Source organism: Nocardioides hungaricus (genome assembly GCF_054782915.1).
Window position 1 is genome coordinate 157781 of the sequence record NZ_BAAGRO010000016.1, and the last position, 12608, is coordinate 170388.

Genomic DNA, 12608 nt, shown 5'->3' on the forward strand with positions numbered 1-12608 from the left:
GCTCGGGAGCATGAGCATCCTCGACGCCCCGATCGCCCGCCTCGACGGCACCCCCGCCACCCTCGGCGAGATCACCGGCGGCCAGCCGGCGCTGCTGGTCAACGTCGCCTCCAAGTGTGGCCTGACCCCGCAGTACACCGGGCTGGAGGAGCTCCAGGAGCGGTACGCCGCCCGCGGCTTCACCGTGGTCGGGCTGCCCTGCAACCAGTTCCACGGCCAGGAGCCCGGCACAGCTGCGGAGATCGCGGAGTTCTGCTCGGCGACGTACGGCGTGACCTTCCCGATGACCGAGAAGATCGAGGTCAACGGCGCGGACCGCCACGAGATCTACCGCTCGCTCGTGGCCGCCCCGAACGAGCAGGGCGAGGCCGGCGACGTCACCTGGAACTTCGAGAAGTTCCTCGTCGACGGCTCCGGAAGCGTGCTCCACCGGTTCTCCCCGCGCGTGGAGCCGGAGGACGAGCGCCTCGTCGCCGCCGTCGAGTCGGCCCTCGGGTAGCCCGGGCGAGCCGTCGTGACCCGGCAGACCTCCGACGCGGAGGCCCACTCCACCTGGCCCGGCCTGAGCGACCCCGCGCACTCGACCTGGTACATCGACCGGATGCGCGGCCTGGCGGCCGGCGGCGAGGACGTGCAGGGCGAGTCGCGCCTCGTCGACGTCCTCGCGCCGCGCGCCGCCCGGCTGCTCGACGCGGGCTGCGGCCCCGGCCGCCACGGCGGCGATCTCGCCGGGCGGGGCCACCGCGTCGTGGGCGTGGACATCGACCCCGCGCTGATCGCCGCGGCGCGCGCCGACCACCCGGAGGTGACCTGGCTGGTCGCCGACCTGGCGACCCTCGACCTGGCCGCGATGGGCGAGCCCGAGCCCTTCGACGGCGCACTCATCGCCGGGAACGTCATGGACTTCGTGACCGTCGACGCCCGCGCCACGGTGATCGAGCGGGTGGCGGCCCACCTGCGCTCGGACGGCTTCCTCGTCGTCGGCTGCCGGACCCACCAGGGCTTCACCGCCGACGACCTCGACGCCGCGCTCCCCGGCGCCGGTCTCACCCTGGAGCAGCGCTTCGCCACCTGGGACCTGCGCCCCTGGCACGCCGACGCGTCGTTCTGCGTCAGCATCGCGCGCCGCGTCCCGGCGGGGTGACCCACCCCACGCCGAGACATGGCCGAAAGTCGGATGAGGTTGTCGGTGGCCTTGTCTAGCCTCCACGGGTGAGTACCGAGACCCAGGCCCCCATCGGCCACGAGCCGGACCAGCTCGACCGCGGCGTGATCATCACCGCCGGCGTGGTCGTGCTCGGCGCGATCATGTCGATCCTCGACATCACCGTCGTGTCGGTCGCGCTGCAGACCTTCCAGCGGGAGTTCGACGCCACCGCCGCGCAGGTCGCGTGGACGATGACCGGCTACACGCTGGCGCTCGCGGCGGTGATCCCGCTGACCGGCTGGGCCGCGGACCGGTTCGGCACCAAGCGCCTCTACCTCCTGGCGGTCGTGCTGTTCGCCGCCGGCTCCGCGCTCTGCGCGCTGGCCACGAGCCTGCCGATGCTGGTCGGCTTCCGCGTGGTCCAGGGCCTCGGCGGCGGCATGCTGATGCCGCTCGGGATGACCATCCTGACCCGCGCCGCCGGCCCGGAGCGGGTCGGCCGGGTGATGGCGATCATGGGCATCCCGATGCTGCTCGGCCCGATCTTCGGCCCGATCCTCGGCGGCTGGCTGATCGACGCGGCGAGCTGGCACTGGATCTTCCTCATCAACGTCCCGATCGGCGTCGTCGCGATCGCGTACGCCGCCGTCGTACTGCCGAGGGACCACGTCGAGCCGTCCGAGACCTTCGACTGGCTCGGCATGGTGCTGCTCTCACCCGGCCTCGCGCTGTTCCTCTACGGCATCTCGACCATCCCCGAGACGGGCACGTTCTTCGCCACCAAGGTGCTGGTCCCGGCCGTGATCGGCGCCGTGCTGATCGTCGCGTTCGTGCCGTGGGCGCTGAACCGCCGCAACGTCCACCCACTCGTCGACCTGCGGCTCTTCGAGAACCGCAACATGACGATCGCGATCGTGGCGATGTCGCTGTTCGCGGTCGCGTTCTTCGGCGCCGCCCTGCTGTTCCCGCTCTACTTCCAACAGGTGCGCGGCGAGGACGCGCTGCACGCCGGCCTGCTGCTCGCCCCACAGGGCTTCGGCGCGATGCTCACGATGCCGATCGCCGGCGTGCTCGCCGACCGGATCGGACCCGGCAAGATCGTGCTCACCGGCATCGCCGTGATCACCGTCGGCATGGCGATGTTCTCGACGCTGACCGACACGACGCCGTACGCCTTCCTGTTGGCCTCGCTGTTCGTGATGGGCCTCGGCATGGGCGGCACGATGATGCCGATCATGTCGGCCGCGCTGGCGACCCTGCGCACGCACACGATCGCCCGCGGCTCGACGCTGATGAACATCGTCCAGCAGGTCGCCGCCTCCATCGGCACCGCGGTCTTCACCGTGCTGCTCACCAACGGCCTCAAGGAGTCGGCGCCCACGCCGTCGGGCTGGGCCGAGGTGTACGGCGGCGTCTTCCTCGTCGCCGCAGTCCTGGTCGCGCTCGTGCTGGTCCCGGCGTTCTTCCTGCCGCGCCGGAAGGTCGAGCACCCGGTCGACCCGGCGATGCTCGCCGGGCACTGAGATTCGGCCCCCCGGTTTCGGCTGCTAACAGCCGAGACCCGAGATCCGTCCGGTGAGCAGGGCGTGTCTAGGCGGTGGTCCCGAGCACCAGGGGGCGGACCTCCGCGGCACCCGCCGACCGGATCGCGCGGGCGGCCATCGTGAGGGTCCAGCCGGTGACGACGAGGTCGTCGACGAGCAGCACCCGGCTCCCCTCCAGCCCCTCGGCCCGAAGGCCGAAGCGGCGCCCGACGGCCGCGACCCGCTGTGCGGAGTTGGCGGCGCCCTGGCCGGGGAGCACGTCGCGGTCGACGATTGCCCAGCGGCCGAGGATCGGCACCCGGAGGTGGCGGGACAGCCCGGCGGCGAGGTCCTCGACCAGCGTCGGGCGGCCGGCCGACTCCACGACCACGAGGCCGTCGGCCGGCGGCCGCCAGTCGCCGAGCACCTCGATCACCGCCTTCACGAGGGCCACGGGCACCTGGCCGTCCGGCGTACTCGGGGAGAAGAGCTCGCGCAGCGCGTTGCCGTGGCCGAGGTCGGTGAGCCGGGCGACGGCCCTCCCCTCCTCGGCGGCCCCGGCGATCCTGCCCCTGAGGTCGATACCGAGGTTGGCGAGCGCGGTCGGCCACATCCTCCGCGGCTCGACGGGCACGCCGGGGCGCGCCAGCCGGGCCTCGGCCTCCTCGACGGCCGCGGCCGAGACGTCGGTCGAGAGGGCGAGCCCGCCGCAGTTGTCGCAGCGCCCGCAGTCGGCCGCCTCCGGGTCGTCGAGCTGCTCGCGCAGATAGCGCATCCGGCATCGGTCGGTCGCGAGGTAGTCGAGCATCGCCCGCTGCTCGCGCTCGCGGGCCTCGGCGACGCGGCGGTAGCGCTCCTCGTCGTAGACCCACGGCCGCCCGGTCGCCTCCCAGCCGCCGCGGACCCGGCGGACGGCGCCGTCGACGTCGAGCACCTTGAGCATGGTCTCGAGGCGGGTGCGGTTGAGGTCGACGTACGTCTCGAGCGTCGCGGTCGAGAGCGGCCGGCCCTCGTCGGCGAGCACGTCGAGGGTGCGGCGCACCTGCTCCTCGCGCGGGAACGCGAGCGAGGCGAAGTAGGCCCAGATGTCGCGGTCCTCGACCGCGGGCAGCAGGACCACCGCGGCCTCGTCGGTGCCGCGGCCGGCGCGGCCGACCTGCTGGTAGTAGGCGACCGGGGACGGTGGCGCGCCCATGTTGACCACGAACCCGAGCGTCGCGTCGAAGCCCATCCCGAGCGCACTGGTGGCCACCAGCGCCTTGATCCGCCCGCTGAGGAGGTCCTGCTCGAGGGCCTGCCGCTCGGTGGTCTCGGTCTGGCCGGAGTACGCCGCCACCTCGTGGCCGCGCGAGCGCAGGTAGTCGGCGATCTCCTGGGTGGCGGCCACGGTGAGGCAGTAGACGATGCCGGAGCCGGGCTGCTCGGCGAGGTGGTCGGCCAGCCAGGCCAGCCGCTGCTCGGCGGTCCTCAGCCGGACGACTCCGAGCCGGAGCGACTCGCGGTCGAGCGAGCCGCGGAGCACCAGCACCCCGTCGCCCAGCTGCTCGGCCACGTCGTCGGTCACCCGGGCGTTGGCGGTCGCGGTGGTGGCGAGGACGGGGATGCCGTCGGGCAGCCCGTCGAGGAGCGTGCGGATCCGGCGGTAGTCGGGCCGGAAGTCGTGGCCCCAGTCGGAGATGCAGTGCGCCTCGTCGACGACGAGCAGCCCGCAGGTCGCGGCCAGCCGGGGCAGCACCTCGTCGCGGAAGCCCGGGTTGTTGAGCCGCTCGGGGCTGACCAGCAGCACGTCGACCTCACCGCCGCGGATCGCCTCCTGGATCGGCTCCCAGTCCTCGGTGTTGGTGGAATTGATGGTCACCGCGCGGATGCCCGCCCGTTCGGCCGCGGCGATCTGGTTGCGCATCAGCGCCAACAGCGGCGAGACGATCACGGTCGGGCCGGCGCCCTGCTCGCGGAGCAGCAGCGTCGCGACGAAGTAGACCGCGGACTTGCCCCAGCCGGTGCGCTGCACGACCAGCGCACGGCGGCGTTCGACCGCCAGGGCCTCGATCGCCGACCACTGGTCCGGGCGGAGTACGGCGTCGCCCTGACCGTCCCGAGGGCCGACGAGCGCGCGGAGATGGGCCTCTGCCCCCTCACGAGTGACAGGGCCTCTGGTCATGCGGCCTGTCTACCAGCCGCCGGCCACATGACCCGAACGGGTGGGTATCCCCCTGTGGACGACCGGCTCCTCAACGACCAGTGCGGCTCAACTCGGGGCCGCCGTCAGGAGGAACCGATCATGAACAAGACCACTCCCCTCGCCCTCGCCGCCGCCTCGGCCCTCGTCCTCGTCGGCGGCGCCGCGATCACCGGCAGCTCCGCCCAGGCGGACGGCGGCACGAAGCTGCCGGCCCGCCCGGCCCAGAAGGCGCTCGTGCAGACCTGCTCGGGCGGCGCGGCCACCGCGCTGTTCTCCCGCAGCATGGACTTCCAGAGCGTCGCCGCCGGGGCGACCGTCGACGTCGAGGGCTCGGCCTGGCAGGTCAAGGGCCCGAGGAAGGGCACCGACACCGTCCTCGTCACGCTGACCGCGATGGCGTCCAGCGGCGGCGCCGGCGAGCTCACCTCGGTGCAGTTCTACAAGGACGGCGTCGGCACCGGCGAGGGCACCAAGTACTTCACGTACAACAACGTCCTCGACCAGGCGTCCGTGTCGTTCTGCACGAAGATCAACAAGGGCAACCACACCCTGACCCTGCGGGTCTCCGACGGCGGTGGCGGCGCGTCGTCGCTGTACTTCCCGACCGTCACCTACCAGCGGTTCAGCTGAGCGCCGCGTGGGTCGTGTGCCTGAGGACGCGCCAGCGCGCGTCCTCAGGCACACGACCCGCACCGCGATACTTGGCAGATGCCGCACCCGATGAAGTACGCCGTCGTCGAGTCCGAGCGCCGCTTCCTCGTGGCGTCGCTGCCCGCAGAGGTCGAGCGCACGACCGAGATCGTGGACCGCTACGTCGTCGGCACCCGCCTGCGGCTGCGAGAGGTCGTCGAGCCGGACGGCACCGTCGTCCGCAAGCTCGGCCACAAGGTGCGGCTGACCGACGGACCCCAGCGGATCGCGTGCACCTCGGTCTATCTCGACGAAGTCGAGTGGGCCGTGCTGACGGAGCTCCCGGCGCGCGAGCTGCGCAAGAAGCGACACCACGTCCACGCCGACGGCGTGCACGTCGCCGTGGACGAGCTGCCCGACGGGACACTGCTCGCCGAGATCGACGGCGGCGACCAGCCGGTCGCCGCCGCACCGTCGTGGCTGGACGTCGTCCGCGAGGTCACCGACGACGAGAACTGGACCGGCGCCGAACTCGCGATCTGACCGCTACCAGATGCGGACGCGCTCCGCCGGGTCGAGCCAGAGGCCGTCGCCCTCGACGGTCTCGAAGACCTCGTGGAACTCGTCGAGGTTGCGCACGATGTTCGCGCGGAACTCGGCGGGGCTGTGCGGGTCGACGGTGAGGTACTGGAGCTCCTGCTCCTTGCGGGTCTTGGTCCGCCAGCAGTAGGCCCAGTTCAGGAAGAGTTGCCGGCGCTCCGCCACGCTGGCCCCGCCGTCGCGCGCGATCTGGTACGCCGTGTGGCCGATCGTGAGGCCGCCGAGGTCGCCGAGGTTCTCGCCGACGGTGAGCGCGCCGTTGACCCGCTCGCCGGGGAGGTTGCGCGGCTCGAAGGCGTCGTACTGCTCGATGAGCGCCTTCGACTTCACCTCGAAGGCGGCCTTGTCGTCCGGCGTCCACCAGTCGTGCAGGTTGCCGGCGCCGTCGTACTGCGCGCCCTGGTCGTCGAAGCCGTGGCCGATCTCGTGGCCGATGACCGCGCCGATGCCGCCGTAGTTCTCGGCCCCGGCCGCCTCCGGGGAGAAGAACGGCTTCTGCAGGATGCCCGCCGGGAAGCAGATCTCGTTGGTGCCCGGGTTGTAGTAGGCGTTGACGGTCTGCGGCAGCATGAACCATTCGTCGCGGTCGACCGGGGAGCCGATCTTGGCGAGCTGGCGGTCGGTCTCGAACGCCGACGCCGCGGCCACGTTGCCGAGCAGGTCGTCGCGGGTGACCCGGAGCGCGGAGTAGTCGCGGAACTTCTCGGGGTAGCCGATCTTCGGGCGGAACGTGTCGAGCTTCTCGTAGGCCCGCTGCTTGGTCTCCTCGGTCATCCAGTCCAGGGCCTCGATCGAGACGCGGTAGGCGGCCAGCAGGTTGGCGACCAGCTCGTCCATCATCGCCTTCGAGCGCGGCGGGAAGTGCCGGGCGACGTACTCCCTGCCGACCGCCTCGCCCATCGCGCCCTCGACGAGCGCGACGCCGCGCTTCCACCGGGCGCGCAGCTCGGGGGTGCCGTTGAGGGTGCGGCCGTAGAAGTCGAAGTTGGTCTCGACGAAGTCGTCGGTGAGGTAGGCCGCCGCCGCGCGCAGCACGTGCGCGAGCAGCCAGTGCCTCCACTCCTCGACCGGGACCTCGTCCAGCACGCCGGAGAGGTGGCTGAAGAACGACGGCTGCCGGACGCACACCTCGGCGAGCGTGGCGTCGCTGCCGCCGAGGTTGGTGACGTAGGCGTCCCAGTCGAAGGCCGGGCAGAGCTCGACCAGCTCGGCCCTGGTCATCAGGTTGTAGGTCTTCTGGACGTCGCGGGTCTCCGCGCGCTCCCAGTGGCCGGCCGCGATCCTCGTGTCGATCGCGAGCACGGTCGCGGCCGCGACCTCGGCGTCCTCGTGGCCGGCCAGCGTGAAGAGGCGGGTCAGGTAGGCGACGTACTTGTCGCGGACCTCGGCGAACTTCTCGTCGCGGTAGTAGGACTCGTCGGGCAGCCCGAGGCCGCCCTGGAGGAGGTTGAAGAGGTAGCGGTCGGAGTCCTTGCTGTCGGTGTCGACGTAGGACCCGAACAGGCCGTGCCCGCCGATCCGCTCGAACTCGCCGAGGAACGCCGCCAGGTCGCGTACGTCGCGCAGCCCCTCGACCGCGTTCACCAGCGGCCGGATCGGCGCGGTGCCCCTCGCGTTGACGGCCTCCTCGTCCATGAACGAGGCGAACAGGTCGCCGATCTTGTGGGCCTCCTCGTCGACGTCCTCGCCGGCGGCGACCCGCGCGGCGAGGTCCTCGATGATCGCGTGGACGTGCTCCTCCGCCGCCTCGGCGAGCTGCACGAAGGGGCCCCAGCTGGACCGGTCGGACGGGATCTCCGTCTCGTCGAGCCAGCGGCCGTTGACGTGGCCGAAGAGGTCGTCCTGGGGGCGGATGTCGGGGTTCATGCCCGGTCGGGCATCGTCGAGCGTGGTCACCCTGCGACCCTAGCCGCCGCCCCCGGTCTCGGACACGGCGCTTCGCGCAGGGCGAACGGCTGCCTTCGGGTCTCAGAACGTGTTTAAGAAGTGGGGCGTGGGGTCGGTTTGGGTTGCCACGGTCGTCTGCCCGGGCCTGGAGCGAGTCGCCGGGTCATGAGTCCGATCATGGTCCACTTGACCATGGCCTCGGAGTGCTGGGGAAGTCGTTCGTAGTCGCGTGCCAGGCGTCTGGTCTGCATCAGCCAGGAGTTGGTCCGCTCGATGACCCATCGCCTGGGCAGGACCTCGAACGTGGGCCGCTTGTCGGTTCGTTTGACGATCTGAACGAGGATCCGGAAGTGGTGGTGGGCAAAGGCGAGGAGTTTGCCGGCGTAGCCGCCATCGGCCCAGATGAGCACGATCGAGGGCATCTTCATCTTCGCCCGTTCCAGCACGAGCCGGCCACCGTCGCGGTCCTGGAGCGCGGCGCTGGTGACCACCACGACGATCAACAGGCCGAGGGTGTCGGTCACGACATGCCGCTTACGGCCGTTGATCTTCTTGCCCGCGTCATAGCCACGAGAGTCACGCCCGACGGTGTCGGCGCCCTTGACGGACTGGGAGTCCACGATCCCTGCCGAGGCCATCGGGTCACGGCCGTCGGCGTCACGAACCTGGTCGCGTAGCGCGTCGTGGATCCGGTCGGTGGTCCCGTCTTCAGCCCATTGCCGGAAGTAGCCGTAGACGCTACGCCAGGGCGGGAAGTCGTGTGGGAGCTGCCGCCACGAGCAGCCGGCCCGGTCCAGATACAAGATCGCATCGACGATCCGGCGGCGTGGATGGTCGGCGGGACGGCCGCCGGGTTTGACCTGCACCATCGGTTCGATCAGGGCCCACTGATCATCGGTCAGATCGGATGGGTAGCGGGCCGGGGAAGTAGACCGCATGCGCTCATCCTGAGCGCCCCGCACCCGGCTACCCCGCAGGCACGCCGACCCTTCTTAAACACGTTCTCAGTCGTGAACGGCGACGTCGGGCTCGTGCGATCAGCCGACCGGAGTCCACAGCCGGTCGATGGGCATGACGTAGAGCCGGTCCTCGTAGTTGAACGACCGCGGGCCGGTGGACAGGGCCACCCCGGCGATGAAGCGGCTCCCGAGCGCCTCGCGAAGCTTGCGAAGCCCGGAGAAGTCCTTGCCTGCAACGCGTTCTGCGGCCTTGACCTCGAAGGCCAGCACGGTCCCGTCGTCGAACTCGACGACGAAGTCTGCCTCGTCGCCGTCGTGGGTGCGCCAGTGCCCCACGGTGACCTGCTCCCCGAGCCACGCGACCTGCTTGCGCAGCTCGCCGACCACGAAGGTCTCCAGCAGATTGCCGAACTCGGTGAGCGCGGTCGGATCCAGGCTGGCCAGCTTTGCCGGGGTCAGCCGCAACAATCGCGCCGCGAGCCCGGAGTCGACCACATGCAGCTTCGGGCTGGACGCTGCGCGCGCTCGCAGCGTCTTGCCCCATGCCGGGAGCCGCGCTATCAGGAACAGGTCCTCGAGCAGCTTGGTGTACTCCTCTGCGGTCTTGCGCTCCACGCCGAGGCCGTTCACGGCATCGCTCAGATTCAGGATCTGACCGGTCCGACCGGCCAGGCGGTTCAGCAACTCGCGCAGCACCTGTCGTTGCCGGATGCGCACCAGTTCCAGGGCATCGCGTTCGACGGACTGGGTCACGTAGTCGTCGAACCACCGGTTCCGTGCGGCCGGCGATCGGTTGACCGCCAGGGGGAAGCCGCCCGCGCAGGCCCGGTCGATGTAGTCGCTGCGGGTCGTGGATGAGGAGGGGTGGGAGAGTACCGCGGCCTCGGGGTCCGCACGAAGCGCCGGGAGTAGGTCTTCGACCACCCCGGCCATCTCTCCTTGGGACAGTGGCCAGATCTTCATCGAGTGCAGCCGCCCAGTCAGCGTCTGCGCAGTTCGGGGAAGTGCATCCTGGCGGGTGGAGCCAGTCAGCACTGCGGTTCCGGGCCGGGAGCCCTCACGGTTCAGGCGCGCCTTGAGCGCGTCGAGGAGGTCGGGCGCGTGCTGGTACTCGTCCAGGCACAGCGGGGTGTGCTGGCCGATGGTCGCGGCCGGGTTGGCCAGGACCGCCTCGCGCACGGCCGGATCGTCGAGGTCGACCACCGGAACTCCGCGGGCTTCGGCGAAGGTGCGCAGGATCGTCGACTTGCCGACCGCTCGAGGGCCGTGCAGCGCGATCACAGGCTCCTCGGCACTCAGGGCCGCCAGGAGCGCGGTGACCCGGCGGGCGACCATGCCGGTCAACGGTGCGGGCATCCAAGCAAACTACCATATTTCGAGGGGCTTTAACTACCAATATCCGAGCAGTCGCAGTTACAAAAATCGAGGGGTTGCTCGGCTGGCCGGCAGGGCCGTCCCGAAGGTGACGCGGGCCGTCAGCGCACCCGGACGACCGACTTGCCGAGCGTCCTGCGCGCCTCCATGTCGATCAGTGCCCGGCCGAACTCCTCGAAGGCGTACGTCGCCCCGATCGCTGGCCGCACGACGCCCGACTCGAGCATCGGGAGGATCTCGGCCCACTGCTGCTGCATGTAGCCCGGCCGCACCATCGCGTAGGCGCCCCAGCCGACGCCGCGGACGTCGACGTTGTTGAGCAGCAGCCGGTTGACCTTGACCTCGGGGATGCCCTGGCCGGCGGCGAAGCCGACCACCAGCAGCCGGCCCTGCGGCGCCAGGACGCGCAGCGAGTCGGTGAAGGCGTCCCCGCCGACGACGTCGACGACCACGTCGACCCCGCGCCCCTCCGTGAGCGAGGCGACCGCGTCCCGGAACCCGTCGAGCAGCACCGCCTCGTCCGCGCCGGCAGCACTCGCGACGTCGGCCTTCTCCGGAGTCGACACGACGGCGATCGTGCGTGCGCCGTACCCCCTCGCGACCTGGATCGACGCGGTGCCGACACCGCCCGCCGCGCCGTGCACGAGCACGGTCTCGCCGGATCGCAGCCCCCCGCGCTCGGCGAGCGCGAACTGCGCGGTCAGGTAGTTCATCGGCAGCGCCGCGCCCTCGTCGAAGGACACGTGGTCGGGCAGCGCGAAGGTGGACGTCGCCGGGTTCGCGACCAGCTCGGCGGCACCGCCGTACGCCCCGACGCCCGCGACCCGTTGGCCGGGCTCGAAGCCGGGCCCGGAGACGACAACACCCGCGAAGTCGACGCCGAGCGTGAACGGCGGCTCCGGCCTGAGCTGGTACTCGCCCTTGGTCAGCAGCAGGTCGGGGAACGAGACGCCGACGCGGTGCACCTCGACGAGGACGTCGTCGGCGCCGGGCGCGGGCTCGGGGACGTCGTTGATCACGACGTCGGCGGGACCGGTGGTGGTGACGACCTGGGCTGCGCGCATGGTGGCGACCCTAGCGAGGCGCGACCAACCGGTTCATCTCGAAGTGCATCGGGTCCGTGTAGGCCCAGTCGCCGCCCCAGGCGAAGCCCCAGCGCTTGAAGATCTGGACGACCGAGCGGTCCATCTCGCCGACGGTGCCGCGCTGGTTGCCGGGCACGTTGAGGTCGAGGGCGAGGCCGAACGCGTGGTTGGAGAGGGTGGTCGTCCCGGCGATGAAGCGCGGGTAGTAGCAGCCGGCGTACTCGCCCGGGTTGATCTCGTCGGCCAGCCCCTGGGCGCGCACGTCCTCGAGCGCCGCGCGCAGCTGCGGGAGGATCAGCCGGTTGCAGGTGACGTTGCCGAGGATCGGCACCGGCTCGGTCGTGATGTGCGAGGCCTCCCAGGCCGCGGTCGGCGCGATCCGGCCGCCCCCGAGCACGGTGTACCGGTAGACGCCGACCGCGTCGGCGACGGTGCCGACGACGACCGCGGTCTGCACGGCGTCGATGTCGAGGCCCTCCCGCGCGACCACGTCGGTCATCTGCGGCACCGCCCGGGTGCCGCGGAGGATCCGCGCGATCGGCTTGCGCAGCGTGTCCGGCGCCGTGCCTCCGGTGCGGATCAGCAGCGCGTTGCCCTCGGTCATGTCGAGCGTCGGGATCCAGGTCTCGTTGACGACCGCGTCGACCAGCCAGGACTGCTGGGCGTAGGCGCCGACGTGCACCTTCGGCGCGTCCTGGGCGCTGCCGAGGGTGAGGAAGTTCTCGGCGTCGGTCGGCAGCCGCTTCCGCAGCGCGGGCCGCACCGCGACCTCTCCGCCGGCCACCCGGTCCCAGACCTCGGCGGTCTGCGCGCTCGCCGCCTTGGTCACCCAGTTGCGGTAGGTGTTCGGGTCCACGGCGGCGACGTTGAGCGCCCGGTTCTCGATCGGCACCGACGCCAGCGAGATCTGCTCGACGCCGACGACGCCCTCGAGGGCGCGGATCTGGTCGACCTTCTCCTGCGGGATCGTCTCCGAGCCGTTGGCCACGATGTCGGCCGGCGCGATCATCCCGGTACGCCGCCCGGGCGGGTCGACCGCGTGCTCCGGGTCGAGCGTCGGCGCGGCGGTCTGCCCGCTGGAGGCGGGGCTGGTGTCGGACGGCGCGGGATCCGGTGCGCCCGCCCGGGTGCTCCCGTCGCACGCGGTCAGCAGCGTGGCCGCCAGCAGCGTCGTAGCGAGCGCGCGCCCCAGTCGCATGGATCCCCCTCCCCAGGTGTTCA

Annotated in this window: 11 protein-coding genes; 5 read left to right on the forward strand and 6 right to left on the reverse strand. The window is 71.4% G+C overall.

Going from position 1 to position 12608, the window contains the following annotated elements; translation table 11 throughout:
• Positions 1–10 precede the first annotated feature (10 nt).
• The 3 genes from ACYVKX_RS05790 to ACYVKX_RS05800 all read left to right on the forward strand — a co-directional run bounded on the left by ACYVKX_RS05790 (position 11) and on the right by ACYVKX_RS05800 (position 2670).
• Positions 11–499 (forward strand): glutathione peroxidase, encoded by a 489-nt coding sequence (locus tag ACYVKX_RS05790; protein WP_460829764.1) that lies wholly within the window; start codon positions 11–13, stop codon positions 497–499.
• A 15-nt stretch (positions 500–514) separates the two neighbouring features.
• Positions 515–1144, forward strand: coding sequence for a class I SAM-dependent methyltransferase (locus tag ACYVKX_RS05795; protein WP_460829765.1), 630 nt, complete (start codon positions 515–517; stop codon positions 1142–1144).
• Between the two features lie 68 nt (positions 1145–1212).
• Positions 1213–2670, forward strand: coding sequence for a DHA2 family efflux MFS transporter permease subunit (locus ACYVKX_RS05800; RefSeq protein ID WP_460829767.1), 1458 nt, complete (start codon positions 1213–1215; stop codon positions 2668–2670).
• A gap of 67 nt (positions 2671–2737) precedes the next feature.
• Here ACYVKX_RS05800 and ACYVKX_RS05805 read toward each other — a convergent pair whose 3' ends face one another.
• A complete protein-coding gene (locus tag ACYVKX_RS05805; protein WP_460829769.1) occupies positions 2738–4831 on the reverse strand; it encodes a RecQ family ATP-dependent DNA helicase in 2094 nt (697 codons plus the stop codon).
• Between the two features lie 120 nt (positions 4832–4951).
• Here ACYVKX_RS05805 and ACYVKX_RS05810 point away from each other — a divergent pair, with 120 nt between their 5' ends.
• Together ACYVKX_RS05810 and ACYVKX_RS05815 are read left to right on the forward strand one after the other, a co-directional pair.
• On the forward strand, positions 4952–5482 hold the full coding sequence (locus ACYVKX_RS05810; protein ID WP_460829772.1) for a hypothetical protein: 531 nt from the start codon (positions 4952–4954) through the stop codon (positions 5480–5482).
• Between the two features lie 78 nt (positions 5483–5560).
• Positions 5561–6025 (forward strand): hypothetical protein, encoded by a 465-nt coding sequence (locus ACYVKX_RS05815; RefSeq protein WP_460829774.1) that lies wholly within the window; start codon positions 5561–5563, stop codon positions 6023–6025.
• Between the two features lie 3 nt (positions 6026–6028).
• Here the strand turns inward: ACYVKX_RS05815 and ACYVKX_RS05820 are convergent, their stop codons facing one another.
• The 5 genes from ACYVKX_RS05820 to ACYVKX_RS05840 form a co-directional block, all read right to left on the reverse strand.
• Positions 6029–7978, reverse strand: coding sequence for a M13 family metallopeptidase (locus ACYVKX_RS05820; protein ID WP_460829776.1), 1950 nt, complete (start codon positions 7976–7978; stop codon positions 6029–6031).
• An 83-nt stretch (positions 7979–8061) separates the two neighbouring features.
• On the reverse strand, positions 8062–8907 hold the full coding sequence (locus ACYVKX_RS05825) for an IS5 family transposase (RefSeq protein WP_460830101.1): 846 nt from the start codon (positions 8905–8907) through the stop codon (positions 8062–8064).
• A 99-nt stretch (positions 8908–9006) separates the two neighbouring features.
• Positions 9007–10284, reverse strand: coding sequence for an ATP-binding protein (locus ACYVKX_RS05830; RefSeq protein WP_460829778.1), 1278 nt, complete (start codon positions 10282–10284; stop codon positions 9007–9009).
• Positions 10285–10403: 119 nt separating this feature from the next.
• Positions 10404–11366 carry an NADPH:quinone oxidoreductase family protein gene (locus ACYVKX_RS05835; protein WP_460829781.1) on the reverse strand — a complete coding sequence of 321 codons (963 nt, stop codon included), beginning with the start codon at positions 11364–11366 and terminating at the stop codon, positions 10404–10406.
• A gap of 10 nt (positions 11367–11376) precedes the next feature.
• The gene (locus ACYVKX_RS05840) at positions 11377–12585 is read right to left on the reverse strand and encodes a M15 family metallopeptidase (protein ID WP_460829783.1); all 1209 of its coding nucleotides are present in this window, start codon (positions 12583–12585) and stop codon (positions 11377–11379) included.
• Positions 12586–12608 lie beyond the last annotated feature (23 nt).

What these genes read in the sequence shown, in the direction of transcription:
- ACYVKX_RS05790 (WP_460829764.1), top strand. Translation starts at nt 11, where the DNA reads ATGAGCATCCTCGACGCCCCGATCGCCCGCCTCGACGGCACCCCCGCC.
- ACYVKX_RS05805 (WP_460829769.1), bottom strand. Translation starts at nt 4,831, where the DNA reads ATGACCAGAGGCCCTGTCACTCGTGAGGGGGCAGAGGCCCATCTCCGC.
- ACYVKX_RS05810 (WP_460829772.1), top strand. Translation starts at nt 4,952, where the DNA reads ATGAACAAGACCACTCCCCTCGCCCTCGCCGCCGCCTCGGCCCTCGTC.
- ACYVKX_RS05815 (WP_460829774.1), top strand. Translation starts at nt 5,561, where the DNA reads ATGCCGCACCCGATGAAGTACGCCGTCGTCGAGTCCGAGCGCCGCTTC.
- ACYVKX_RS05825 (WP_460830101.1), bottom strand. Translation starts at nt 8,907, where the DNA reads ATGCGGTCTACTTCCCCGGCCCGCTACCCATCCGATCTGACCGATGAT.
- ACYVKX_RS05830 (WP_460829778.1), bottom strand. Translation starts at nt 10,284, where the DNA reads ATGCCCGCACCGTTGACCGGCATGGTCGCCCGCCGGGTCACCGCGCTC.
- ACYVKX_RS05835 (WP_460829781.1), bottom strand. Translation starts at nt 11,366, where the DNA reads ATGCGCGCAGCCCAGGTCGTCACCACCACCGGTCCCGCCGACGTCGTG.
- ACYVKX_RS05840 (WP_460829783.1), bottom strand. Translation starts at nt 12,585, where the DNA reads ATGCGACTGGGGCGCGCGCTCGCTACGACGCTGCTGGCGGCCACGCTG.